Origin of the sequence: Kitasatospora sp. NPDC057692 (genome assembly GCF_042799475.1) — a bacterium.
Taxonomy (GTDB): Bacteria; Actinomycetota; Actinomycetes; order Streptomycetales; family Streptomycetaceae; genus Kitasatospora.
Window position 1 is genome coordinate 43,363 of sequence record NZ_JBHVIV010000049.1, and the last position, 23,360, is coordinate 66,722.

The window sequence follows — 23,360 nt, forward strand, 5'->3', positions numbered from 1 at the left end:
GGGTGTCCGGGGCGCTCGCCTACCGCCGGTCGGCGCGGGCGACCAGGACCAGGCCGGCCAGGATCAGCACCACCGCCGGGTAGGCGGCCACCGGGGGCCACTGGCCGAGCCAGAGCGCGGCGATCAGCGCGGCGCCCGGGGTCTCCAGCAGGATCGCGGTCGAGGTGACCGAGGGGCCGAGGGTGCGCACCACCCGGTTGCTGAGCGAGTGGCCGAGCAGCTGGGCGGTGACCATCAGCAGCACGATCTGCCACCAGGCCCCGGCGGACCAGCCGGACAGCGGCGTCCCGGCGACCAGGCAGACCGCCAGCAGCACGGCCGCCGTGGTGGCGTAGCAGACGAGCGTGTACGCGGTGGTGCTGACGGTGCGCCGGACCTCGGCGCCGAGCAGCATGTACCCGGCGGCGGCCAGGCCCGCGCCGAGCGCGAGGGCGTCGCCGGCCAGGGCGCGCGGCGAGAGCGAGAGGTCGACCCCGGTGAGCACCAGGACGCCGGCGAAGGCCGCGCCCGTCCCGAGCCACACCGTCCGGGGCGCCCGGACCCCGAGCAGCCGCATCAGCACGATGGTCCACAGCGGGGTGGTGGTGACCAGGGCGGTCGCGGAGGCCACCGAGGTCATCCGCAGGCTGGGCATCCAGAGCGCGAAGTGGACGGCGAGCAGGGCCCCGGCCGCCATCGCGAGCAGCAGCGCGCGGCGGGAGACGGCGCGCAGCTCGGCCCGGTGGCGCAGCAGCGCGTAGGGGCCGAGCACGCCGACCGACATCAGGTTGCGCCAGAAGGCGATGGCCAGCGCGGGCGCGGCGGTGGCGCTGATCAGCGGGGCGGAGAGCGAGATGCCCGCGACGGAGACGGCGAGCAGCAGCAGGTCCGTCCTGGGGAGCGGGCGCGCGGGACCGTCGGCGACGGCGGCGGGTGCGGGGGCGGGGGCGGGGGCGGGGACCGCGGTGGCGGCGGTCTCGGGCCGGACGGCGGGCACGGCGCTCCTCGGATCGGCGGGTCCGGTCGGGGCCGGACTGGTCCGGACCGGGCTGGGCGGCTCCTACGGTAAGGCCCGTGCGCCGCCCACGGAACTGTCGCCCGAACCGTGGACCCTCACCGGGCGGCGCAGGCCGTACGCTGTGCGCCATGGACCGTACGCCTGCCGCAGCCGCGACCGCCGACGACTTCCTCGACCGGGCCCTGTTGGAGGAGGCCGCGAAGAAGTCCGGCCTGCTCTGGGTCCGGGCGGACGGTCAGGAGCACGCGCGGGCGCTCTGGCACGCCTGGCACGACGGCGCGGTGGTGGTGGTCGGCGACGGCGCCGAGCAGCCGCTGCACGGGCTGGCCGGCGGGTCGGCGGCGACGGTGACCGTCCGCAGCAAGGACAAGGGCGGCCGGCTGACCGGGTGGCCGGCCCGGGTGGTCGAGCTGGCGCCGGGCGGCGAGGCCTGGCTGGGCGCCGTCGAGGAGCTGAAGGGCAAGCGGCTGAACGCGCCCGACACCGACACCATCGCCGACCGCTGGGCCCGCGAGTGCCGGGTGCTGCGGCTGGAGCCGGCCGGCGCGGCGGGCTCCGAACTCGCCGAGCGGCCCGGCGCGATGCCGGAGGACCCGCACGTCGCGGCCCCGCTGCCCACCCCGGCCACCACCCGCCGCCCGATCCCGGCCGGCCTGCCGAAGCTGCTGCTCAAGCGCCGCAAGGGCTGACGCCCCGCCGTCCCCTCGCCCGGCCCCGGCCCCCGCCACCCCGTCGCCCGATTCGCCCGGCTTTCGCCGAGCCCGGGCGGGAACGCCCGAGTAGCCTGGGCCTCGGGGCGTGCCCGCGCGCCCGACCGGGCGTCGAGCGAGGCGAGGGAGTCCAGAAGTCCATGGCAGGGCCAGGCAACCGGGTCTTCATCTCGCACCTCTCCGGCATCGCCGTCTTCGACCCGAACGGCGACCAGGTCGGCCGAGTCCGGGACGTCGTGGTCACCCTGCGGGTCGGCGGCCGCCCGCCGCGGGTGCTCGGCCTGGTGGCGGAGGTGGTCGGCCGCCGCCGGATCTTCCTGCCGATGACCAGGGTGACCAGCCTGGAGTCCGGCCAGGTGATCACCACCGGCGTGATCAACATGCGCCGCTTCGAGCAGCGCCCCGCCGAGACGCTGGTCCTCGCCGAACTGCTGGACCGCACCGTCACCTGGACCAAGACCGGCCAGGAGGTCACCGTCCTGGACGTCGCGATGACCCAGACCCGGCTGCGCGAGTGGGAGATCGGCAAGGTGTTCGTCCAGGTCGGCCGGGTCGGCCGGCTGCGCAAGGCGCGCGGCGAGTCGCTCACCCTGGACTGGCAGGACGTCACCGGCTTCACCCTGCCCGAGGAGAACCAGGGCGCCGCCAACCTGCTCGCCACCTTCGACCAGCTGCGCGCCGCCGACCTCGCCAACGTCATGCACCACCTGTCCGCCAAGCGCCGCGCCGAGGTCGCCGCCGCGCTCGACGACGAACGGCTCGCCGACGTCCTGGAGGAGCTGCCCGAGGACGACCAGGTCGAGATCATCGGCAAGCTGAAGGACGAACGGGCCGCCGACATCCTGGAGGCGATGGACCCGGACGACGCCGCCGACCTGCTCTCCGAGCTGCCCGGCGACGAGGCCGAGCGGCTGCTCCAGCTGATGGAGCCGGACGAGGCCGAGCCGGTCCGCCGGCTGCTGACCTACGAGGAGAACACCGCCGGCGGTCTGATGACCACCGAGCCGATCGTGCTGGAGCCGGACGCCTCGGTGGCCGAGGCGCTGGCCCGGGTGCGGGTCTCCGACCACAAGCCGGCGCTGGCCGCGCAGGTCTTCGTCTGCCGCCCGCCGAACGAGACCCCGACCGGCAAGTACCTGGGCACCGTGCACTTCCAGCGGCTGCTGCGCGAGCCCCCGTACACCCTGGTCGGCTCGCTGGTCGACGACGACCTCGACCCGCTGCCGCCGGACACCCCGCTCTCCCTGATCACCAGCTACCTGGCGACCTACAACATGGTCGCCGCACCGGTCGTCGACGACGCGGACCACCTGGTCGGCGCGGTCACCGTGGACGACGTGCTCGACCACCTGCTGCCGGAGGACTGGCGGGAGGCCGCGCTGCACGGCGGGCCCGCCGACGAGAGGGAGGTGACCGGTGGACGCTGACCGCAAGGGCCGGCGGGACGAGTCCCCGCGCCAGCGGCTCCAGGGCGAGCTGCGCCAGCTGCGCCAGCTGCGCGAGCTGCGCGCCCGCGAGGGCGGCGCCCGGGACCGCCGGGGCGAGCCCGCCGCCGGCGGCCCGTCCGCCCGCACCCGGCTCGACCAGCCGCGCACCGCCCGCCCCGGGCTGATCACCCTGCCGTCCTACGACCCGGAGGCCTTCGGCAAGCTCTCCGAGCGGATCGCCCGCTTCCTGGGCACCGGCCGGTTCATCGTCTGGATGACGGTGGTGATCATCCTCTGGGTCGCCTGGAACACCCTGCTGCCCGACGCCGCCCGGTTCGACGACTACCCCTTCATCTTCCTGACCCTGATGCTCTCGCTCCAGGCCTCCTACGCGGCGCCGCTGATCCTGCTGGCGCAGAACCGGCAGGACAACCGGGACCGGGTCAACATGGAGCAGGACCGGGCCCGCAGCGACCGCAACATCGCCGACACCGAGTACCTCACCCGCGAGGTCGCGGCCCTGCGCCAGGGCCTCGGGGAGGTCGCCACCCGCGACTTCGTGCGCTCCGAACTCCAGTCGCTGCTGCGGGAGATCGACGAGCGCCGGGAGGCCCCCGAGGCGCTGTGACCCGCGGCACCCTACCGACCGGTTATGCACCCCGCGCGGCGCCGTACCATCAAGGCATGGCCAACGAGACAGAGGTCGCGGCCGGCGCCACGGAGGAGTCCGTGCGCCAGGCGCTGGCGACCGTCAACGACCCGGAGATCAACCGCCCGATCACCGAGATCGGCATGGTGAAATCGGTCGAGATCGGCGAGGGCGGCGCCGTGCGGATCGCGGTCTACCTGACCGTCTCGGGCTGCCCGATGCGCGACACCATCGTCACCCGGGTCCGCGAGGCCGTCGGCCGCGTCCCCGGCGTGACCGGCGTCGAGGTCGAGCTCGACGTGATGAGCGACGAGCAGCGCAAGGAGCTCTCCCAGCTGCTGCGCGGCGGCGCCCCCGAGCGGGAGATCCCGTTCGCCAAGCCCGGCACGCTGACCCGCGTCTACGCGGTCGCCTCCGGCAAGGGCGGCGTCGGCAAGTCCTCGGTGACCGTCAACCTGGCCGCGGCGATGGCCGCGGACGGCCTGAAGGTCGCCGTGGTGGACGCCGACATCTACGGCCACAGCGTGCCGCGCATGCTGGGCGTCGAGGGCCGGCCCACCCAGGTCCAGGACATGATCATGCCGCCGCAGGCGAACGGCGTGAAGGTCATCTCGATCGGCATGTTCACCCCGGGCAACACCCCGGTGGTCTGGCGCGGCCCGATGCTGCACCGCGCCCTGCAGCAGTTCCTGGCCGACGTCTACTGGGGCGACCTGGACGTCCTGCTGCTGGACCTGCCGCCCGGCACCGGCGACATCGCCATCTCGGTGGCCCAGCTGGTCCCCAACGCGGAGATCCTGATCGTCACCACCCCGCAGATGGCCGCCGCCGAGGTCGCCGAGCGGGCCGGCACCATCGCGGTGCAGACCCACCAGAAGATCGTCGGCGTGATCGAGAACATGTCCGGCATGCCCTGCCCGCACTGCGACGAGATGATCGACGTCTTCGGCACCGGTGGCGGCCAGACCGTCGCCGACGCGCTCACCCGCACCGTCGGCGCCACCGTCCCGGTCCTCGGCTCCATCCCGATCGACGTCCGCCTGCGCGAGGGCGGCGACGACGGCCGCCCGGTCGTCCTGGCCGCCCCCGACTCCCCCGCCGGCGCCGCCCTGCGCGCCGTCGCCGGCAAGCTCGGCGGCCGCCAGCGCGGCCTGTCCGGCCTGTCCCTCGGGCTCACCCCGAAGAACAAGTTCTGATCAAGCACCGGGCTGGTCAGCGGCCGGGCATCCGCCCACCCCGCTGACCAGCCCGTTTGCCGTCATCACCTGTCAACGTTGGTCACCCCTGGCGCCCCTCGCACGGCCCACCGACGGCCCAGCGCCACTTCTTGTCGTGTCGTTGCGGGTGAGGTTAGAGCCAACGAGGTGATCTGGCCGGGAGAGTTACCAGCAGAAGTCCCCGGTGCACTAACATCCACAAACCAGGATGGCATCGCTTCGCAGCAACATCCTGTGAGTTACCGCTCCGTCACTTGAAGTTGGAGAATCCGGCCCGCGAAGGAGACCGCCGTCAAGTCTGGCGCGCAGCTTGAAATGGATAGCTCATTGTCGCTCCACTTTGATCAATTCTTCCAGCAAATTGACCTGAGCGAAGAAGAGTCAAGCATTGCAATAGCGCGGGCCAAGAATGTCGCCGCCAACCTAACGCACGGAAAGCATCGACGCGATACCGTCATCACGGGATCAATCATCAGATCCACCGCCGTGCGCCATTTCTCCGATGTGGACATCGTGGCCTCAATTGGCAGATATTCCAATTCGGAATCAATTGACCCCCATGACGCCCTGCGAAGAATCGAGCGAGACCTCAGGAAGATTTACCCCTCGGCGACAATTTCAGGAAACGTGGTAACAGTCGGCTTCGAAGAAGGCTTGAATGTAGATGTTCTGCCCGCCTTGAGTGCCGAAATCAACGCTCCCGGCGGTCCGGTATTTAAAATCCCCTCAGCGGATCACAGCCATTGGGAGGAATATTCGCCCGGCCGACAGGACGAACGCGTGCGAGTCGCTGCAAGGTCCTCGGGGGAGAAACTTCTCAGAGTGATCCGCCTGGCAAAATGGTGGAGCCGGAAAAACGGGGGCGTGATCCCCTCGCATGAAATTGAGACCATGGCCTGCGAGGCGCTGTCCGGAATTCTGCCGAGCTTCCCGAGGGCAGTGGAAAAGTTCTTTGAATCGGCACTAAGGTTGCGAGAATTCCCCCCAGAGATCCGTTCGGCAATTCTCGGCGCACACAGTCTGGCAAGATCTGCAAATAGCGCACTCCAGCAAGGAAACGAGTTGCGATCAATCGCATATTGGAGGTGTCTACTAGGTGACAAGTTCCCAACTGTCGCCCGCTGAGGTTTTGGGAATCTCTAACGGTCAGCTAGAAAAGGCGGCAATCGGCTACAAGCTCAGCCGGAGGCTCCAATTAGCCGCACTTCTACTCAGTGCCGTATCACTTTTCATCGCCAACCCATATACTTACATCCCGACGCTTCTTGCACTCGCAGTCCAGACGTACTCATGGGTAGTGCGCTACAAAGCTAGTCGCTGCCACAGCACTGGCGAAGAGGGCAGAATTCGTGGCCTTCTGCTCGATGCACTCGGCGAGACCGAGGAGCGAATTGATCTAGCTAACTGGTTCAGCCGCGCAATTCCAGCGCAGGGCGCCGCCCCAGATCCAGTACCAGCCGACTACTTCGCCAGCAACGCTTCCCCTGGCATGCGAAGGCTGTGTGACCACCTCCAAGAGAATGCCTTCTGGGGGAGGTTCCTATACAAAGCGTCCGCTGCATACTATTCTCGATGGCTCTGGATTTGTGGAATATCCGGGATTGCAGTAATTCTAATTGCCGTACCGATGAGCTCAAACGAACAAGGGCTCGTGCTGGCGCGCCTCATCGTCGCTGCTTTGGCTTCAGGGGCTGCCACTACTCAACTGGGTGAAGTAATGTCTTGGAAGTCTGCAGAGGCAAAGAGCGAAGTTCTCGATCGCCGCCTCGAAGCGATTTCCGACTGCTCAGACGACATGCTCCGATCAACCAAGATTAATACTGTTCTTTCAGTTTACGGAGACTATTGCGTCGCCACAGCTGGAGCACCCCCTGTTCCAGGGTTCTTGTATACCCGCGAGCAAGACAGAGTCAACACTCTTTGGAGACGGCGAGGTCAGCAAAGAATCTAATTGCCATTAGGCGGAATGGCGTGGAGATTACGCAATAGTCGGAGGGAATGTTAGGCTCGAAATAGAGAGGCCGTGGAGCATCCACGGCCTCTTACACTGTGCATCAATCAGTGCAACTGGCAGAATGCCACAGCAGAATCGTCTCCGACCTTAAAGCGCGGCCAACGAATCCCGTTCGGGTCTGTGGCCTCAACCTTGCGTACTGCCGAAATCAAACCGTCAGCACCGTTGGCTCTTAGGATCGTAAAAACCTCTGCCCACTCCAGAGCCTGATATTCGGTGACGATCCTCGATGCGCCGTCCGAAAGGACAGCGACTGACTGCACACCTTCTGTCAGCATGGAGCCAGTCAGCGCATAGCTGGCTGCCTCGCCTCGGGAGGCGGCAACCCAATAGCCATCTGGCGTATTTCGCGTGAGCCGCTGAGCCTCGACCATTCGACGGACGGAAGCTGTGTGCTCCGGACTACCAGTAGCGAATCGCTCGGTCTCAGCGCGCAGCTCGGGCACGACGGTGTCCACGCGAAGGTCTGTGAAGACCTCGTAGGCCCCGCCTCGCTCTACAACGATCGGCGAGTCGGCGAGCACTAGGTAGTCGAACCGCTCGGCACCGGCACGGAGGATTGAGACTGTCGCGGACGGCGTACCCGGGTTACCGAGGTCGCACTCAGGATGGAGTGCCGCCACCTGTCCAAGAGCCTGAGCTAGCCCGTCGGCGAGCGTCCGATCCGGGGCAGCAAGCGCTGCAAAAAGGTGTCCGCCGAGCTGGGCGACGTACCAGGGAACGCCGTGACGGCAGCCGGTGTCGAGGCCGACCGTGCTGAGCCCGTCCAGCACGACGGCGAGCGACGGCGTGGCGCCCACCCAGTCTTCGTTGGGGTTCGGTCCGCCCGGGGCGGTGGCGATGGAGACGCGCATCTCAGGCCTCGTGTCGGTAGATCGGGGTGACCCTGCTGCTCTCTAGAACATCCAGGGTCTTCGGGTCGTAACGGCAGGAGATGAGCGTGGAGAAACGCTTCGTTCGCACCTCGCGGTACAGCTCGTTCAGGTGGTTCTCCAGGTAGTGGACGACGCCGTTCGCCCCGATCGCATGGATGCCCGCGATGTACAGGAACGTGCCCTTGCCGTCGAGCCGGGGCAGCCGCGCCAAGTAGCCGATGTCGCCGGCCGTGCCGTCTTCGTCGAGCGGTGAGCGGTACTCGGTCCCGGTCCACAGGTCCGCCAGGTGCCAGGCGTGGTCCTTGCGGAAGCGCAGATTGTCATCGCCTTCGAGCACCTGGGCCACGATCGGGGACAGCCGCGGCCCGCAGATGACCACCAGGTGGTCTCGGTTCAGGTTGACGATGCCGGACGGCGGGATCACCTCGGAGTCGGAGTCGAGCTTCAGGCCCGCGAACAGCTTGCGCAGGTGCTCGTAGTTGCTGAGGTCTTCCCTGGTCACGACCTCGCTTGGGTTCTCCTCCTGCGACTTCCCGGCCTCGTACTTGCCGCCGAGCGCCACCGTCATCGGCCCCAGGCCGAAGAACGCACGCTCCGGCGCGGGGCCGGCCGACGCGAGCTGACCGACACGCCCACGGCTTACGCCGAGCAGAGCAGCAATCTCGGTCTGCGTCATGCCGGACGCCGACGCCTCTTCGATGGCCTCTCGCCGAACACGGGACAGTTCGACCACCCGGTTCTGATAGTCCGCCATCAGGGCAATCGCGGCCTTGGCCCGTTCGATCGGAACGGCGACGTTGGCCACCCGCTCCAGTTCCTCGTGCATGGTCGTCCCTTCACTGCCTAGGGGGGCGAAGCAAGAGTACCGCGAGGGGGACTTGACGCACAGGTGGCGCCTGCCTACCTTGGGTATCGCAAGAAAACGAAAGCCCCCCTAAGCAATGAGAGGGATGGGCTTGGACCTTCTCTGACCTGCTCATATGCAGCGGAGCGACGCCCAATCCGCCAAGAAAGACCGTCGCTCCGCGCCCCGCGAAGGGAGTTCCATCATGCACGGAACGCTTGTGTCGCAGCCATCGCTCACGGTCGGTGCGGTGGAGGAGAACGTGTCGCTGTTCGGCGAGACGGACCCGGGTGAGCCGGAGCCGCGCCTGTCGGTGCGGGTGTCGGTGTCGCTGCGGTTCTTCGACCTGGTGGGCTTGCTGGCCTTCCAGCCCGAGATGGAGCTGACCGCCTCGGACCTACTGAACTCCGAGTCGCTGGCCGAGGCCCTGCGGTACGCGGTGGTGAACTCCGACACCTTCCAGATCGAGGAGTACGCGGAGCTGGCCCGGACCGCGCTGTCGCACCCGCGCCGGCCGTTCCACGCCTACACGCGGCTGGTGGCCGAGGCCGTGACCCGCACGTTCGGGCTCGGCGCGCCGCAGCCGCCGGCCCCGCTCGCCCCGGTCCTGCCCCTGGTCGCCCCGGCGGGTGTGCGGGCGGTGGCGGCGTGAACGCCACGACGACGGCGGCGGGCAACGCCCGGCTGCGGGCCGCGCTGGTGGCCTCGCGGATGACGGTCGAGGCGCTGGCCCACGCGGTGGGCACCGACCCGCGCACGGTGGAGCGCTGGCTGAACGAGCCGGGCCGCATGCCCTACGCCCGGCACGCCCACGCGGTGGCCAAGCTGCTGCACGCCGACCCCTACGAGCTGTGGCCCACCCTCGGCAGCCGCCGCAAGACCACCGCGCAGCCCCGGGACGAACTGCTCGCCTGGTACCCGACCCGGGGCGCCGTCCCGGCCGCGCTGTGGGCGACGGTGCTGCGCGGCGCCACCGACCGGATCGACCTGGCGCTGTCGTGCGGCCTGTTCCTGGCGGACGCCGTGGGAGAGCTGGTGGAGCTGCTGGCCGAGCGCGCCGGCGCCGGGGTGCGGGTGCGCCTGGCGCTGCCGGACCCCACGCTCGCCCCCACCCAGAACGAGGCGACGCGCCTGCTGCTGGTCGAAGACCTCTACGCCCCGCTCCACGAGGTGCCCGGGGTGCGGCTGGTCCGCCACGGCGGGGTGGCGAACGACGTCGTGCGGGCCGATGAGCAGCTGCTCGTGATGCCGAGGGTGGACGGCTGCCCGCCGGCCGCCGCCCCGGTCCTGCACCTCAAGCGCCTCGACCAGGCCCCGCTCACGAGCGCCTACCTCCTCGGCCTGGACCACGTGTTCACCACCGCCACCCCGCTGCTGAACACCCGTAGGTTCACCACCGCCTGACACACCGCCCGGTGAGCGCTCACCACCGCTCATCACCCGCTCACCGGGCACTCACGGGGTGCTCACCGGCCCGGCCGACCGGCCTGGTTTCACCCACGGTCGGCCGGTCTTCAGGGGCACGCGCGGGGCGGTGAACACCCGACTGTTCACCGCCGCTCACGCAGCCGTTCCCGGCGCTGCCCGCCGACCGTTCCCACGTTCCGGGAAGCGCTTCCCGCCCTTTACCCCCAAGCATCGGTCGCCTGCTGACCAGGCATCACGACCCAATCGTTACCCGACTTGCTCACCGCGTTCCCGCCGACCGTTCCCGCGTTCCCGGAAGCGCTTCCCGCCCTTGCAGGAGTAGCTGTGACCAGTCAGAACGGGGCCGGCTCCCGCGCCCCCGAACCACCACCACCCGGAGCTGAAACCCCGCCCCGCGCCGCTGAAACAGGCGCCGCCGTGGGCGGTGAACGCCCCGCCGTGAGCGCCGTTCAGCCGGGTGTTCACTGCCCCGTTCACCCCGCCGCTGAATCGTTCACTGGTGCGGCTGAAGCTCCGGCCCGCGCCGCTGAAACGGCGCCCGGCGGACTTGAAACAGGCCCGGCCGTGAGCGGTGAACGCCCCGCCGTGAGCGCCGGTGAGCACCCGGTGAACACCCCCTCCGCCGGTGCCGCCGAAACGCCGGACGGCGGCGCTGAAGCGGACCCAGACGCGGTTGAAACGGTCCTGCCCGACCCGATCGCCCTCCCGGCGCCGGTGCGGGACGCGCACCGCTCCACCGCCCGGTGGGCCGCCGACCGCTTCCTGAGCGTGATCCGCAGGATCAGCCCGGCGGTGGTGTTCGACCGGTGGGGACAGCCCGTCGGCATCCCCGAGTACGGCTCCCCCGCGTTCGCCGCGCTGGCGCCGGCCGACCCGCGCCGCGAGGCCGCCCTCGTCACGGCCGCCGAGGCCTGGCGCCAGCAGGCGGAGAGCGCCCCGGAGGCGATCCACGCCCGTCTGCGCACGGACCTGGTGCTCGGCGAGCGGGCCCGCGCCGCGTGGGTGGCCGAGGACGAAGCCGCGTGGAAGGACCTCGTGCGGACCGTGCGCGCCTGGTCCAACCACCCCACCGCGTTGGAGCTCGCCGAGCGTCGCACCCGTGCCGCCGAGGCCGCCCACCGCCCGGTGAGCGCCTCGCCCGGGTGGCCGCCGGTAGCGATCCCCGGCCGACCCGGCTGGCACCGCCACCATCGCCCCGACGGCCGGCAGACCGACCTCCCCGACACCACCACCGCCACCCAGCTTGCGGAGAGCGCCTGATGCCCGTCGAACTCCACCTCGCCGCCCCCGGCGGCCGACCACAGACCCGACCGAACCCGATGTACGACCCGGCGGACAGCACCGCCCGGCCCGAACGGCCGGGCCCCGTCCCGGACCCGGAAGTGTTCTGCGGGTGGGTCGGCTCCACCGTCCGCGACCTCGACCCGACCACCGAGGCCGACCCCGTGGGCATCCTGGTCAACCTGCTGTCGGCCGGCGGCGCCGCGATCGGCCCGGGGCCGTTCATGTGGATCGGCAACGACCGCCACCCCGCCCTCATCTGGGCCCTGACCGTCGGCGCCACCGCCGCCGGGCGCAAGGGCGCCGGGACGAACACCGCCAAGCGGCTGTTCAAAGCCGCGGTTCCGGAGTTCCTCGCCTGCAACACCCGCTCCGGCCTGTCCTCCGGCGAGGGCCTGATCGACATGGTCCGCGACGGCGACGGCGACAAGGACCCCGGCGTCACCGACAAGCGCCTGTGGGTCGTGGAGTCGGAGTACGGCGTCACGATGGCCCGGGGACGGCGCGAGGGCTCCTCCCTGAGCGGCATTCTGCGCCAGGCGTGGAACGGCGAGGACTTGGGCGTGATGAACCGGGACGCGCTGCACGCCACCGCCCCGCACATCGCCGTCATCGGCCACATCTCCCCGCGCGAACTGCGGGCGAAGATGCAGGACGCCGAGATGGCCGGCGGCACCTACAACCGCTTCCTGCCGGTCTTCGTCCACCGCAACCTCCTCGACCCCGACGGCCAGGGCGCCCCCGACGAGCTGATCGACAACCTCGCCACCGCATGGCGCACCGTCCTCGCCGACGCCCGCCGCATCGGCGAAGTCCAGCTCAACCAGCAGGCCGCGCAGCTCTGGCGCGACGAGGTCTACCCCGCGCTGTGCGGCGACGAGGCCGACGAGGGCCCGATCGCGGAGTTCACCGCCCGCGCCGCCCCCTACGCCAAGCGCGCCGCCATGGTCTACGCCCTCCTCGACCACACCGACCGCATCGCCGAGACCCACCTGCGCGCCGCCTGGGCCCTGGTCCGGTACGCCCGCGCCAGCGCCGCCCACATCCTCGGCCCCACCGCCGCCGCCAGCACCGGCGACCCGCACCTCGACAAGCTCATCCACGCGGTGAAGACCGCCGGCCCTTCCGGCATGACGCAGTCGCAGGTGCAGGTGCTGCTGAAGCGGCTGAACGCCACCCAGCGCGCCGACGTCACCGCCCGCCTGGTGCAGCTGCCCGGCTTCGCCGCCGCCCAGCTCGCCACCGGCGGACGCCAGCAGACCGTCTACCTCTACGCCCCGCCCGACTGACAGGCGGTCCGGAAAGGCCGAAAAGGCCGGAAAGCCCTCCGACCTGCGGAAACGGCTGGCGGAAAGTGGTCCGCAATGGTCCGCAAAGCCGTCCGCGATCCCCCGGCCCCGAACCTCCCGGCCCCTTTCCGGACCATTCCGGACCACTTTCCGCCACGCAAAACCCCAGCTCAGACCCCTTTACGGCCTTTCCGGCCTTTCCGGACCACCCCGAGAGAACGGATACCACCACCATGCCCACCATCCACGCCCCGTCGACCGCCCGACCGTCCAGAAAACTGGACACCCCACCCGCCACCCCGACGCCCCGCGCCCGCTCCCCACCAAGGCCGCCGGGAAGACACCACCCCCGCCGGCGCCCGGCGGGCGGGTGGCCTCTTCAGGGACCACGCCGCGTCACCGGGGCAGGGCCACACAGGGCCACACAGCCCGCCGTGTGCCCCACACAGCCGCGTGTGACCCCCTGACCTGCCCGTGTGACCCGTGTGGGGCACACGCCCAGGGCCACACAAACCCCCTCCCCGGGCCGCTGAGCCCCACACACAGCCCGCTGTGTGCCCCACACGGGCCACACGGAGACCATCACCCACCGTGACCAACGGAGAGCGCGCCGACCGTCAGGCGTCAGGTGTCAGAAACCGTCTGACGCCGCGGCGGGCCCGGATTCCCCGGGTAACGCGCACGCGCGCGCGAGCTGACGCGTCTGACACCCCGCTCTGACGGCCCTGACACCCCGACTGGCACCCGCTCGGACGGTCCTGACACCTCGCCGCGAGCCGGTTCTGACGGTCCTGACACCCCCCGAACCCCGCCCGCCGGACCGCCCTAACCGTCCTGACACCCCTGACGGCTGCCCTGACACCCCGGCGCCGTCACCCACCGCAGCCAGACCGACCACCGGCCCGCTTGTCGCTTGTCATCCCCACCCCGAAACGGGCCCCACAACCCCGAAACACCCCCCTGACCTGCGCCTTACAGGCGACAGACAGGTGACAGGCGACAGGTGAGGCGACAGGTGCCGCGACAGCCCAACCACCCCCGGAGGAGACCTTGGCCAACCGCCGCACCCCGCCCGACAACCCGCCCGCCGCCGTCCCCCTGCCCACCCGCTTCCTCACCCCCGAGGACATCGCCTCCCTCTTCGGCGTCCCGCTGGAAACCGTCTACCAGTGGCGCCGCAAGCACACCGGCCCACCCGGCTTCCGCGTCGGCCGGCACCTCCGCTACCACCCCGATGCCGTCGCCCAATGGGTCACCGACCAGACCCAACAGGCCGCCTAACCGATCGGGGGCCCGCCAGGGAGGCGGGGAGGCGCCCCGCAGACCCCGCCCGACGCCCCAAAAGCGGCTCCTCTCCCGGCCCCGGACGCCTCCCTCCTTGCCCCACCACACACACCCGCCCGGCGCCCAACCGGTCAGCCCACCCCGACCGGCCGCCGGCCAGCCGCCATGCGGGCCATCCCCGCGACGCTCCCCATCACCACCCCCGGGCGCTGGCCCGGCCGTCGTTCGCCGGGCCGCTCCAGCCCCTCCCCCGAGGACCGCCGAACGCCCCGCCCCGCTCGACTACACCCACCACGCGACCTGCGGAAACGCCTCGACTACAGGCCCGACTACACCCCGACTACAGCCCCGACAACAGAGGAGCGGCCCATGGCCGGCCACATCCAAGACCGCTGGTACAAGACCGAGACCGGCCCCGACGGCAAGCCGCGGCGCGTCCGCACCGACCGCTACGGCACCGGCAAGCGCTACCGCGCCCGCTACATCGGGCCCGACGGCACCGAGAAGAGCAAGAGTTTCCCCGACCGCCAGAAGCGGCAGGCGGACCAGTGGCTCGCCCAGATCGAGGCGGACATGGCGCGCGGCCAGTTCATCGACCCGAACGCGGGCCGGGTGACCGTGAAGCAGCACGCGGAGAAGTGGCTGGCGTCGCTCAGCATGGACCCGCAGTCGTACGTCAGCACCGAGCAGCGGATTCGGCTGCACGTGGTGCCGCACCTGGGGACCCGGCCGCTCAGCTCGCTCCGGCCGTCGGACATCCGCGATTGGCTGGTGACGCTGGCCGAGCAGGGGCTCTCCCCCGCCTCCCAGCGCGTGGTGTTCGCCAACCTGGGGACCATGCTCACGGCGGCGGTGGAGGATCGGCTGATCCCGAACAACCCGTGCCGGTCGACGTCGGTCCGGGCCCCGAAGCTGGCGCCGCGCCGCCTGGTCCCGTGGGTCCGGGAGCGGGTGCTCGCCGTGCGTACGACGTTCCCGGCGTGCTACCGGCCGATGGTCGACCTGGCCGGCGGCTGCGGTCTGCGGCAGGGGGAGATCTTCGGCCTGGCCGTGGGCGACGTCGACTTCGCCGAAGGCGTGGTGCACGTGAACCGGCAGGTCCGGCTGATCCGGAACCGCCCGGTGTTCTCCCTGCCGAAGGGCAACAAGACCCGCAAGGTGCCGTTGCCCGTCTCGGTCGCGCGGGCCCTGCGGGCGCATCTCGCCGCCCACGCTCCGGTCCCCGTCACGCTCCCGTGGCGCGACGTCGACGGGCCGCCGGTCACGGCGGAGCTGCTGTTCGTCGACGGCAAGGGGAGGCAGCTCAACCGCAACCGCTTCAATCGGGACGTCTGGCACCCGGCCCTCACTGCGGCCGGCGCCCTGCCCGGCCGGGAGAACGGGATGCACGCGCTGCGGCACTTCTACGCCTCGGTGCTGCTGGACGCCGGGGAGAGCATCAAGGCACTGAGCGAGTACCTGGGGCACCACGACCCGGGCTTCACGCTCCGGACCTACACCCACCTCATGCCGAGCAGCGAGAAGCGCACCAAAGAGGCCGTCGACTCCGCCTTCGGAGAGGGCCCCGAGGCGGCCGACGGCCCGGAGACGGCCCAGGGCGCCGCGTAGGACCACATCGCGGCAGGTCAGCGGCCAACTAGGCTGACTTGAACAAGTTCTGACGCGCGACCAGCCGAAGCCCGCAGGGGCCCGCCGGATCCTCCGGCGGGCCCCTGCGGCGTCGGTGCCCGGTCAGGGGCGGGTGTAGGCGGCCAGCTCGGGGACGGCGGCGAAGCCGGCGCCGTAGGCGCTGACGCCGCGGCCGTAGGCGCCCAGCAGGACACCGGGGGCCTCGCCCGCGAGCACCCAGCCGTACTCGGACTCGCGGTAGCGGAACGGCTGCGGCAGCCCGTTCACCGGGAGGCTGAGGGTGGACCAGCCGGGGCCCTCCAGGTCGTCGGCGAGGTCCCAGGCGAGGGCGGACTGCTGGTCCAGCCAGTCCTGGCGCCGCGCGCGGTCCAGCTGGCCCGGCCAGGTGGCGGCGAGCAGGCCGGAACCCGCCAGCCAGGCGGCGGAGGAGGCGGACGTCGCCTCCAGGGTGCCGGTGTTGTCGGCGCTGCGCCGGCTCTCCCGCCGGGCGACCGTGACGACGACGGCGAACTTCCGCACGTCGCGCGGCTCGTACTGGCGGGCCGGCTCCTCGCCGTGGCCGAGGCTGCCGTAGTCGACGGTGCCGTGGGCGCCCGCCCGCGGACCGCCGAAGCCGCTCGGCAGCAGGAAGCGGCGGCCGGACCAGCCCTCGTCCAGGCCGTACCAAGGGAAGTCCGCGGACAGGTACGGCACCAGCGGGTCCGCCGGGCCGGCCTGTCCGCCGACCACGGGTCCGCCGGCCGTGGCCGTCCCGACCGCCTGACTCGTCGCGTCCATCCCCGGGGCCTCCTCAAACGACGTTTGCCTGCCGTGGCGCGCTCCCATCGTGGCGCACCGCGGCGTCCCCGCCCACCGCCTTCGGCCCGGACGGGACCGGAAAGTGACCGACGGCGCAGCGGGAACAATCAGCACAATAGCGGCGCACACGCCGCCGCCCCGCCCAACCCTGGGGTCGGCGGGGCGGTGGGGTTCGGGATTCAGGTCGCGTCGGGGTCGAACGGGGGGCGCTCGCCGGGGGCGAGCGGGGCTGCGGCGGGCGCGGCGGCCGGGGCCGGGACGGCGGACTTGTCGAAGGAGACGCTGCCCGCGCGGCCGGTGCCGTTCACCGGGGCGGCCGGCTTGTCGTCCAGCACCGAGCGGATGTCGAGGGTGTCCCGCATCTCCTTGAGGCCCAGCGGGTCCTCCTCGCCGCCCATCAGCTGCTTGCGCACGAAGGTCTTCGGGTTGAGGTCCTCGAACTCGAAGTCCTTGAACTCCGGACCCAGCTCGCTGCGGATGTCCTCCTTCGCGGTGTCCGCGAAGGACCGGATCTTCCGGATGAAGCCCATGGTGTCCTGGATCAGCTTCGGCAGCTTGTCCGGACCGAAGACCACGATGGCCATGATGGCCAGGGTCAGGATCTCCAGTGTGCCCACGTCGCTGAACACCAAAGCTCCCTAAGCTCGCGATCGGATCGGACAAACGCTCCTCACAGCGTAATGGCCATCGGCGGGTCCATGACCCCCGGTGTGATGAAGCCGTGGTGAAGACCCGCCGATGATCCGGTCCGCGAGGGGCCGGTGGGACCTATCTGTTCTCGTGGTGCAGACCGGCGACACCGGAGCTCGGAGAGCGCTCCGGCAGCTCGTGCGGCGGCGTCGCGCCCCGGGTGACCGCCACCGGGCGCAGCAGCAGGTCCACCGCCGGCACCTGGGCGTTCATCGGGACCGGTCCGCCCCGGCCGCCGGCCGGGCTGACCGTGGTGCCGTGCTGCTCGTCGCCGGGGCCGGCGATGTTGCCGACGCCGCCGAGGGTCACCGCGGCGACCGAGAAGGCGCCGGCCGCGGCGAAGACGAAGCGCCGCCCGCGCGCCGGGGCCTGCCGGACCACCGGGACGGCCGCGGCCGCCGCCAGCGGCTGGACCGGGGCGCCGGGGCGCGGCGAGCGCCGTCCGATCAGCGGGCGCAGCACCGAGCCGCGGCCGAAGGCCCGGGGGTCGACGCCGGGCACCGGCGCGTCGGCGCCCAGCGCGCCCGCGCCGAAGGAGGCTCCGGCGCCGCGGCCGAACGAGCCGCCGTCCAGCCGGCTGCCACCGAGGGTGCCGGGGGCGGCGACGCCGCCGCCGGGCAGGTCGTCGTCGTCCCGGTGCGGGCGGTCGGAGCGCGGCTGCCGCTCGTCCTCCGGGAGCGCGCCGACGGCCATCAGCCGGGCCATCAGCGAGGCGGAGGGGCCGGGCGTGCCGGTGCGGGTCAGCAGGTGCTTGACGGCGCGGCCCTCGTCGGCCTCGGCCAGGCACTGCGGGCAGGTCGCCAGATGGGCCTGGACGCGCTCGCGCGAGTCGTGGCCGAGTTCACCGTCCACGAAGCCGGACAGCCGCTCCCCGAGGTGGTGCTCCTCGGCGGCGGGCTCGACGGCCCGCACGGCGACGGCGCGCAGGGCCGGCTCGGCCTGCGGGGCGGGCTGCGGAGCGTCGGGCGGCACGGGTCCGTCCTGGCTCCGGCGGCCCAGCGCGGGCCAGCCGGCACGGCGGGTGGCGGTGCGGCCGGGCGTCTCCGGGTGGCCCGGCCCCGATCGGCCGGTTCCGCTCACGATCGCCTCCGTCCGCGCCCGCCCGGCGCGACCGCGGCCCCGCCGACGGCTGCGCCGACCGGCACCGGCTGCTCCTCGGCACCGCCGCCGCGGCGCTCACGGCCGGGGGCCGAGCCGGGGGCGCGGTGCTTGAGCGCGGCGCGCAGGTGCGAGCGGCCGCGGTGGATGCGGCTGCGGACGGTGCCGAGCTTGACGCCGAGCGTCGCCGCGATCTCCTCGTAGGAGAGGCCCTCGATGTCGCAGAGGACGACGGCGGCGCGGAACTCGGGCGCCAGGGTGTCCAGCGCGTGCTGGACGTCGGCGTCGAAGTGGGTGTCGCTGAAGTGCTGGGCCGGGCTGGGCTCGCGGGAGGCGAGCCGCTCGGCCGCGTCCTCGCCGAGCGCGTCGAAGCGGATGCGCTGGCGGCGGCGGACCATGTCCAGGAACAGGTTGGTGGTGATCCGGTGCAGCCAGCCCTCGAACGTGCCGGGGGTGTAGGTGGACAGCGAGCGGAACACCCGGACGAAGACCTCCTGGGTGAGGTCCTCGGCGTCGTGCTGGTTGCCCGTCAGACGGTAGGCCAGGCGGTAGACGCGGGCACTGTGGGCCTCGACGATCTCCTCCCAGGTGGGGGGAGTCCAGGTCTGCGCGTCGGGGCCCTCGGCGAAGGTGGCGAGGGCGGGGGCCTCGGCGGTGCCGGCGGCGGGCGCCTCGGGCGCGGCGGCCGGCTGGTCCAGGGTGGAGTGCGCAGGCTGGTTCATCACGGGCTTCGGCGTACGGGCCGACGCGGTGCCGCGGAAGTGCCGCCGCACGGGGACGTCGCCCTCGGCCACACCTCCTCGGTCGGCTCTTCTGCCCAGCAGGGCCACCACCATATCCACCTCGCCCGTCAAGCCCGGATAAGAAGCGTCCGGGACCGGCCGACCCGGACGACCGGCCCGGAGGGTGTCCGGGACGTCCTGTTCACGCGGTCCCTGCTCCACCAACGGCCCGCCGCCGTACGCGGTTCCCGTCCGGCCAGTAATCTGTGGCAGGAAATATCGACATCCGCTCGGCGCCGGGCCGTCACCCGGGGCTCCGAAAGAGGCAGCCATCAGCGAGTTCGGGCCCGCACGCGCGGCTCTCGCCGACACCTACGTCGGCGAGGACGCGGTGCTGACCTACGCCCGGGCGCAGTCCGCGCGGACCGGGATCCGGGCGATCGGGCCGAGCGGCGGCGCCTGCCTGCGGCTGCTGGCCGCCGCGCTGGACGCCAAGGCGGTGGCCGAGATCGGCACCGGCACGGGCGTCTCCGGGGTGTACCTGCTGCGCGGGATGCGGCCGGACGGGGTGCTCACCACCGTCGACTCCGAGCCGGTGCGCCAGCAGTTGGCGAAGGAGGCCTACCAGGCGGCCGGGTTCGCGGCCAACCGGTCGCGGTTCATACCGGGCCGGGCGCTGGACGTGCTGCCGCGGCTCGCGGACGGCCAGTACGACCTGGTGTTCTGCGACGGCGACCCGGCGGAGTCCCGGGAGTACCTGTCGGAGTCCCTGCGGCTGCTGCGGCCGGGCGGGATGGTCTGTTTCGAGGGCGTGTTCCAGGAGGGCCGACTGGCCGAGCCGGAGCTGCGGGACCCGCAGACGCAGTCGGTGCGGGACCTGGTCCAGGCCGTCCGGGAGAGCGAGTCGCTGCTGCCCGCGCTGCTGCCGGTCTCGGACGGGCTGCTCTGCGCCGTGAAGCGCTAGGGCCGCGAAGCCCCCGGACCACGGGGCGGTGGCACGGGCCGGGCCGGAAAAGTACGGGGCCCGGGCCGACACGACGGTCGTACCCGGGCCCGGCAGCACATCTCCAGGAGATGGCGAGCACCTGCTGCGGTCAGCCGCAGGCCTTCTTCAGGGCCTCGCCGAGGGCGTCGGCCTCGTCAGGCGTGAGCTCCACCACGAGGCGTCCGCCGCCTTCGAGCGGAACGCGCATGATGATGCCCCGCCCCTCTTTGGTGACTTCGAGCGGGCCGTCACCCGTCCGCGGCTTCATGGCCGCCATGCTCGTTCCCCTTCCTGCAACCGCTCAGCTACGCACCGGCAGTCCGTCCACCGCCGGTATCGAACGCATTGATCGGAAGCCATTATCCCGCATGCCACGGCCTGATGACCAACATCACTCTCGGTGCAACCTCGTCCGGACCACCGCATTACCGCACAATTTCCGGCATAAGCCCCGGCGCGGCGGTGGTCCCCGCACCGCCGAAAGGTGCGATACCTCACACTCCCCAGGCGGCCCGGCCCTCCGGCATCCTGGCAGCGACGATCAGAGCCGATCACGAGCAGGGAGCCCTCGCCCATGTCCGATTCCGTGCTGTACGAGCTGGACGGCGGCCTGGCCGTCATCACCGTCAACCGCCCCGAGGCGATGAACGCGCTGGACGTGGCGACCAAGGTGGCGCTGCGCGACACCGTGACCGCCGCCGCCGAGGACCCGGCGGTGCGGGCGGTGCTGCTGACCGGCGCGGGCGACCGCGCGTTCTGCGTCGGGCAGGACCTCAAGGAGCACCTGGGCCTGCTGAAGCGGGCCGAGGAGACCGGCGAGGGCGCGCTGAAGACCGTCGCCGAGCACTACAACCCGCTGCTGCGGGCGCTGGCCGGGATGCGCAAGCCGACGGTGGCGGCGGTCGGCGGGGTGGCGGCCGGGGCGGGCGCCTCGCTGGCCTTCGCCTGCGACTTCCGGATCCTCGCGGACACCGCCGGCTTCAACACCGCGTTCGCCGGGATCGCGCTGACCGCCGACTCCGGGGCGTCCTGGACGCTGCCGCGGCTGGTCGGGCACGCGAAGGCGACCGAGCTGCTGATGCTGCCGCGCACCGTGAAGGCGGCCGAGGCGATGGAGCTGGGCCTGGCCACCAAGGTCGTACCGGCCGCCGAACTGGCCGCCACCGCCCGGGTGTTCGCCAAGGAGCTGGCCGAGGGCCCGACGGTCGCGTACGGCGCGATCAAGGAGTCGCTGGCCTACGGCGCGTCGCACTCGCTGAGCGAACTGCTCGACAAGGAGGACGAGCTGCAGACGCTGGCCGGCGAGAGCGAGGACCACCGGATCGCGGTCCGCGCCTTCATCGCCAAGGAGAAGCCGACGTACCTCGGGCGGTAGCACCCGGCGCGGTGGCACCGCGCCCGGCGCTACCCCGCGGGGGCGGTCCGGACGTGGCAGTCGGCGAGGTGGTCGTCGACCAGTCCGCAGGCCTGCATCAGCGCGTACGCGGTGGTCGGGCCGACGAACCGGAAGCCGGCCTTCTTCAGGGCCTTGGCCAGCTCCGTGGACTCGGGCGTGACGGCCGGCACCTCGCCGAGCGTGCGGGGCGCCGGCCGGTCCGGGTCCCCGGCGAACCGCCAGATCAGCGCGTCCAGTCCGCCCTCCAGGTCGCGGGCGACCCGGGCGTTGGCGATCGCCGCCTCGATCTTGGCCCGGTTGCGGATGATGCCGGTGTCGGCGAGCAGCCGCTCGACGTCGGCCTCGCCGAACTCCGCCACCTCGGCGATCCCGAAGCCGGCGAAGGCCGCCCGGAAGCCCTCGCGGCGGCGCAGGATGGTGATCCAGGACAGGCCGGACTGGAAGGCCTCCAGGCAGACCCGCTCGAACAGCGCGTCGTCGCCGTGCACCGGGCGGCCCCACTCGGTGTCGTGGTAGAGCCGGTAGTCGTCCGCCGAGTCGCCCCAGCCGCAGCGGCGCAGCCCGTCCGCACCGAGGACGGCGCCGCCGGGCCCGGTGCTCACGAACGTTCCTCGGGCCTGGCGTCCTCGGGGCCCGCCGCCGGGGCGGGCGGCACCGAAGCGGCCTTGGTGAGGGCGACGGCGGGCTCGACGATCCGGGCGAACTCCTCCAGGCCGGGCAGCGGGTCGCCGCCGGGCTCCGGGCGGTCGTCCGCCTCGACCGCGCCGCGCACCGCGGCCAGCCCCTCCAGTTCGGCGATCCGCTCGTCGCGGTGGGCGAGTTCGGCGCCCAGCCGGTCGAGGACGTCGTCCACCTCGTCCATCCGGTAGCCGCGCACGGCCATCGGCAGGCGCAGCGCCTCGACGTCGCCCCGGTCCAGCGGGCGGTCCTGCGGCAGCCGGGCGGAGATACGGTCCTGCACGGCCTCCGGCAGCGAACCGCCACCGCCGAGCGCCACCAGCGCGGCGCCGCCGACCACCACGGCCATCGCCGCCACGATCACCCAGAACACGAGCGGTCCTCCCGATTTTCCGGCCGGCCCCGACTGGAGTGGGATCATGGTCCCGATGGGCCGGGGGCCATCATCGCACCCGAAGCAGCTGTGGAGGAGACATCGGTGGCACTGCGCCTGGGACCACGGGAATTCGGCGACGACGAGCTGGTGATCATGGCGATCGTCAACCGGACGCCGGACTCCTTCTTCGACAGGGGCGCGACCTTCGCCGACGAGGCCGCGTTCGCCGCGGCCGACCGTGCGATGGCCGAGGGCGCCGCGATCCTGGACATCGGCGGGGTGAAGGCCGGGCCGGGTGACGAGGTGACCGTCGAGGAGGAGCTGCGGCGCACCGTGCCCTTCGTGGCGGAGCTGCGCAAGCGCCACCCCGAGGCGGTGATCAGCGTCGACACCTGGCGGCACGAGGTCGGCGAGGCGGTCTGCGAGGTGGGCGCCGACCTGCTGAACGACGCCTGGGGCGGCGTGGACCCGCGGCTGGCCGAGGTGGCCGCCCGGTACGGCGCCGGGCTGGTCTGCACCCACGCGGGCGGCGCCGAGCCGCGCACCCGGCCGCACCGGATCGGCTATGAGGACGTGATGGCGGACATCCTGCGGGTGACCGTCGGGCTGGCCGAGCGGGCGGTGGAGCTGGGCGTGCGGCGGGACGCGGTGATCATCGACCCGGGGCACGACTTCGGGAAGAACACCCGGCACTCGCTGGAGGCGACCCGGCGGCTGCCGGAGATGACCGCGACCGGGTTCCCGGTGCTGGTGTCGCTGTCCAACAAGGACTTCGTCGGCGAGACCCTCGACAAGCCGGTGAACGAGCGGCTGCTCGGCACGCTGGCGACCACGGCGGTCTCCGCCTGGCTGGGCGCCCGGGTGTACCGGGTGCACCAGGTGGCGGAGACCCGGCAGGTGCTGGACATGGTCGCCTCGATCCGCGGCACCCGCCCCCCGGCGGTCGCCCGCCGGGGACTGGCCTGAGGCCGGC

General features: G+C 72.0%; 24 protein-coding genes. 14 read left to right on the plus strand and 10 right to left on the minus strand.

From position 1 onward, the window contains the following. Window positions 1-19 precede the first annotated feature (19 nt). On the minus strand, window positions 20-976 hold the full coding sequence (locus tag ACFVFS_RS25375; protein ID WP_380626993.1) for a DMT family transporter: 957 nt from the start codon (window positions 974-976) through the stop codon (window positions 20-22). A gap of 149 nt (window positions 977-1,125) precedes the next feature. On the opposite strand from ACFVFS_RS25375, the gene ACFVFS_RS25380 reads away from it, so the two are divergent. The 5 genes from ACFVFS_RS25380 (at window position 1,126) to ACFVFS_RS25400 (ending at window position 6,125) form a co-directional block, all read left to right on the plus strand. Continuing rightward, window positions 1,126-1,686 (plus strand): hypothetical protein, encoded by a 561-nt coding sequence (locus tag ACFVFS_RS25380; protein WP_380626994.1) that lies wholly within the window; start codon window positions 1,126-1,128, stop codon window positions 1,684-1,686. Between the two features lie 161 nt (window positions 1,687-1,847). Next, window positions 1,848-3,134: a magnesium transporter MgtE N-terminal domain-containing protein gene (locus tag ACFVFS_RS25385; protein ID WP_380626995.1), complete on the plus strand. Its 1,287-nt coding sequence runs from the start codon at window positions 1,848-1,850 to the stop codon at window positions 3,132-3,134. A 76-nt stretch (window positions 3,135-3,210) separates the two neighbouring features. Next, a complete protein-coding gene (locus tag ACFVFS_RS25390) occupies window positions 3,211-3,762 on the plus strand; it encodes a DUF1003 domain-containing protein (protein WP_380627013.1) in 552 nt (183 codons plus the stop codon). A 56-nt stretch (window positions 3,763-3,818) separates the two neighbouring features. Further along, on the plus strand, window positions 3,819-4,979 hold the full coding sequence (locus ACFVFS_RS25395) for an Mrp/NBP35 family ATP-binding protein (RefSeq protein WP_380626996.1): 1,161 nt from the start codon (window positions 3,819-3,821) through the stop codon (window positions 4,977-4,979). A gap of 348 nt (window positions 4,980-5,327) precedes the next feature. Next, entirely contained in the window at window positions 5,328-6,125 is a 798-nt protein-coding gene (locus ACFVFS_RS25400; protein WP_380626997.1) for a hypothetical protein, read from the plus strand. A gap of 933 nt (window positions 6,126-7,058) precedes the next feature. Here the strand turns inward: ACFVFS_RS25400 and ACFVFS_RS25405 are convergent. Both ACFVFS_RS25405 and ACFVFS_RS25410 read right to left on the minus strand, forming a co-directional pair. Next, a complete protein-coding gene (locus ACFVFS_RS25405) occupies window positions 7,059-7,868 on the minus strand; it encodes a hypothetical protein (protein WP_380626998.1) in 810 nt (269 codons plus the stop codon). A 1-nt stretch (window position 7,869) separates the two neighbouring features. Then, window positions 7,870-8,715, minus strand: coding sequence for a sigma-70 family RNA polymerase sigma factor (locus ACFVFS_RS25410; RefSeq protein ID WP_380626999.1), 846 nt, complete (start codon window positions 8,713-8,715; stop codon window positions 7,870-7,872). Between the two features lie 223 nt (window positions 8,716-8,938). Between ACFVFS_RS25410 and ACFVFS_RS25415 the strand changes: the two genes are divergently transcribed. The 6 genes from ACFVFS_RS25415 to ACFVFS_RS25440 all read left to right on the plus strand — a co-directional run bounded on the left by ACFVFS_RS25415 (window position 8,939) and on the right by ACFVFS_RS25440 (window position 15,623). Beyond that, a complete protein-coding gene (locus ACFVFS_RS25415; protein ID WP_380627000.1) occupies window positions 8,939-9,385 on the plus strand; it encodes a hypothetical protein in 447 nt (148 codons plus the stop codon). Next, window positions 9,382-10,137 (plus strand): hypothetical protein, encoded by a 756-nt coding sequence (locus ACFVFS_RS25420; RefSeq protein ID WP_380627001.1) that lies wholly within the window; start codon window positions 9,382-9,384, stop codon window positions 10,135-10,137. Before ACFVFS_RS25415 ends, ACFVFS_RS25420 begins: the two co-directional genes overlap by 4 nt. A 588-nt stretch (window positions 10,138-10,725) precedes the next feature. Beyond that, window positions 10,726-11,421 (plus strand): hypothetical protein, encoded by a 696-nt coding sequence (locus ACFVFS_RS25425; RefSeq protein WP_380627002.1) that lies wholly within the window; start codon window positions 10,726-10,728, stop codon window positions 11,419-11,421. Further along, the gene (locus tag ACFVFS_RS25430; RefSeq protein ID WP_380627003.1) at window positions 11,421-12,731 is read left to right on the plus strand and encodes a DUF3987 domain-containing protein; all 1,311 of its coding nucleotides are present in this window, start codon (window positions 11,421-11,423) and stop codon (window positions 12,729-12,731) included. Before ACFVFS_RS25425 ends, ACFVFS_RS25430 begins: the two co-directional genes overlap by 1 nt. Before the next feature lie 1,050 nt (window positions 12,732-13,781). After that, on the plus strand, window positions 13,782-14,012 hold the full coding sequence (locus ACFVFS_RS25435; protein WP_380627004.1) for a helix-turn-helix domain-containing protein: 231 nt from the start codon (window positions 13,782-13,784) through the stop codon (window positions 14,010-14,012). Between the two features lie 372 nt (window positions 14,013-14,384). Further along, window positions 14,385-15,623, plus strand: coding sequence for a tyrosine-type recombinase/integrase (locus ACFVFS_RS25440; protein WP_380627005.1), 1,239 nt, complete (start codon window positions 14,385-14,387; stop codon window positions 15,621-15,623). Between the two features lie 123 nt (window positions 15,624-15,746). On the opposite strand, the gene ACFVFS_RS25445 is transcribed toward ACFVFS_RS25440, so the two are convergent. The 4 genes from ACFVFS_RS25445 to sigE all read right to left on the minus strand — a co-directional run bounded on the left by ACFVFS_RS25445 (window position 15,747) and on the right by sigE (window position 18,952). Further along, complete coding sequence (locus tag ACFVFS_RS25445) at window positions 15,747-16,421, minus strand: hypothetical protein (RefSeq protein ID WP_380627006.1); 675 nt, start codon at window positions 16,419-16,421, stop codon at window positions 15,747-15,749. Window positions 16,422-16,621: 200 nt separating this feature from the next. After that, complete coding sequence (locus ACFVFS_RS25450; RefSeq protein ID WP_380627007.1) at window positions 16,622-17,071, minus strand: sec-independent translocase; 450 nt, start codon at window positions 17,069-17,071, stop codon at window positions 16,622-16,624. Between the two features lie 139 nt (window positions 17,072-17,210). Beyond that, entirely contained in the window at window positions 17,211-18,212 is a 1,002-nt protein-coding gene (locus ACFVFS_RS25455; RefSeq protein ID WP_380627008.1) for a zf-HC2 domain-containing protein, read from the minus strand. Next, a complete protein-coding gene (gene sigE, locus ACFVFS_RS25460) occupies window positions 18,209-18,952 on the minus strand; it encodes an RNA polymerase sigma factor SigE (protein WP_380627014.1) in 744 nt (247 codons plus the stop codon). The genes ACFVFS_RS25455 and sigE overlap by 4 nt, the downstream gene beginning before the upstream one ends. A 331-nt stretch (window positions 18,953-19,283) precedes the next feature. Between sigE and ACFVFS_RS25465 the strand changes: the two genes are divergently transcribed. After that, window positions 19,284-19,916, plus strand: coding sequence for an O-methyltransferase (locus tag ACFVFS_RS25465; protein WP_380627015.1), 633 nt, complete (start codon window positions 19,284-19,286; stop codon window positions 19,914-19,916). 130 nt (window positions 19,917-20,046) lie between these two features. Here ACFVFS_RS25465 and ACFVFS_RS25470 read toward each other — a convergent pair whose 3' ends face one another. Next, window positions 20,047-20,214: a DUF3117 domain-containing protein gene (locus ACFVFS_RS25470; protein WP_014137929.1), complete on the minus strand. Its 168-nt coding sequence runs from the start codon at window positions 20,212-20,214 to the stop codon at window positions 20,047-20,049. A gap of 297 nt (window positions 20,215-20,511) precedes the next feature. On the opposite strand from ACFVFS_RS25470, the gene ACFVFS_RS25475 reads away from it, so the two are divergent. Further along, a complete protein-coding gene (locus ACFVFS_RS25475; RefSeq protein ID WP_380627009.1) occupies window positions 20,512-21,312 on the plus strand; it encodes an enoyl-CoA hydratase-related protein in 801 nt (266 codons plus the stop codon). Window positions 21,313-21,341: 29 nt separating this feature from the next. Here ACFVFS_RS25475 and ACFVFS_RS25480 read toward each other — a convergent pair whose 3' ends face one another. Both ACFVFS_RS25480 and ACFVFS_RS25485 read right to left on the minus strand, forming a co-directional pair. Then, complete coding sequence (locus tag ACFVFS_RS25480; RefSeq protein WP_380627010.1) at window positions 21,342-21,935, minus strand: DNA-3-methyladenine glycosylase I; 594 nt, start codon at window positions 21,933-21,935, stop codon at window positions 21,342-21,344. Beyond that, window positions 21,932-22,384, minus strand: a complete 453-nt coding sequence (locus tag ACFVFS_RS25485) for a DivIVA domain-containing protein (RefSeq protein WP_380627011.1) — start codon at window positions 22,382-22,384, stop codon at window positions 21,932-21,934. Before ACFVFS_RS25485 ends, ACFVFS_RS25480 begins: the two co-directional genes overlap by 4 nt. A 156-nt stretch (window positions 22,385-22,540) precedes the next feature. On the opposite strand from ACFVFS_RS25485, the gene folP reads away from it, so the two are divergent. After that, window positions 22,541-23,353 carry a dihydropteroate synthase gene (gene folP / locus ACFVFS_RS25490; protein WP_380627016.1) on the plus strand — a complete coding sequence of 271 codons (813 nt, stop codon included), beginning with the start codon at window positions 22,541-22,543 and terminating at the stop codon, window positions 23,351-23,353. Window positions 23,354-23,360: the final 7 nt, after the last annotated feature.

Bases quoted from the DNA above. Each gene is read 5' to 3' on its own strand.
- ACFVFS_RS25385 (WP_380626995.1), top strand. From the start codon at position 1,848: ATGGCAGGGCCAGGCAACCGGGTCTTCATCTCGCACCTCTCCGGCATC.
- ACFVFS_RS25410 (WP_380626999.1), bottom strand. From the start codon at position 8,715: ATGCACGAGGAACTGGAGCGGGTGGCCAACGTCGCCGTTCCGATCGAA.
- ACFVFS_RS25445 (WP_380627006.1), bottom strand. From the start codon at position 16,421: ATGGACGCGACGAGTCAGGCGGTCGGGACGGCCACGGCCGGCGGACCC.
- ACFVFS_RS25430 (WP_380627003.1), top strand. From the start codon at position 11,421: ATGCCCGTCGAACTCCACCTCGCCGCCCCCGGCGGCCGACCACAGACC.
- sigE (WP_380627014.1), bottom strand. From the start codon at position 18,952: ATGAACCAGCCTGCGCACTCCACCCTGGACCAGCCGGCCGCCGCGCCC.
- ACFVFS_RS25440 (WP_380627005.1), top strand. From the start codon at position 14,385: ATGGCCGGCCACATCCAAGACCGCTGGTACAAGACCGAGACCGGCCCC.
- ACFVFS_RS25475 (WP_380627009.1), top strand. From the start codon at position 20,512: ATGTCCGATTCCGTGCTGTACGAGCTGGACGGCGGCCTGGCCGTCATC.
- ACFVFS_RS25380 (WP_380626994.1), top strand. From the start codon at position 1,126: ATGGACCGTACGCCTGCCGCAGCCGCGACCGCCGACGACTTCCTCGAC.
- folP (WP_380627016.1), top strand. From the start codon at position 22,541: ATGGCGATCGTCAACCGGACGCCGGACTCCTTCTTCGACAGGGGCGCG.
- ACFVFS_RS25395 (WP_380626996.1), top strand. From the start codon at position 3,819: ATGGCCAACGAGACAGAGGTCGCGGCCGGCGCCACGGAGGAGTCCGTG.
- ACFVFS_RS25405 (WP_380626998.1), bottom strand. From the start codon at position 7,868: ATGCGCGTCTCCATCGCCACCGCCCCGGGCGGACCGAACCCCAACGAA.
- ACFVFS_RS25415 (WP_380627000.1), top strand. From the start codon at position 8,939: ATGCACGGAACGCTTGTGTCGCAGCCATCGCTCACGGTCGGTGCGGTG.
- ACFVFS_RS25470 (WP_014137929.1), bottom strand. From the start codon at position 20,214: ATGGCGGCCATGAAGCCGCGGACGGGTGACGGCCCGCTCGAAGTCACC.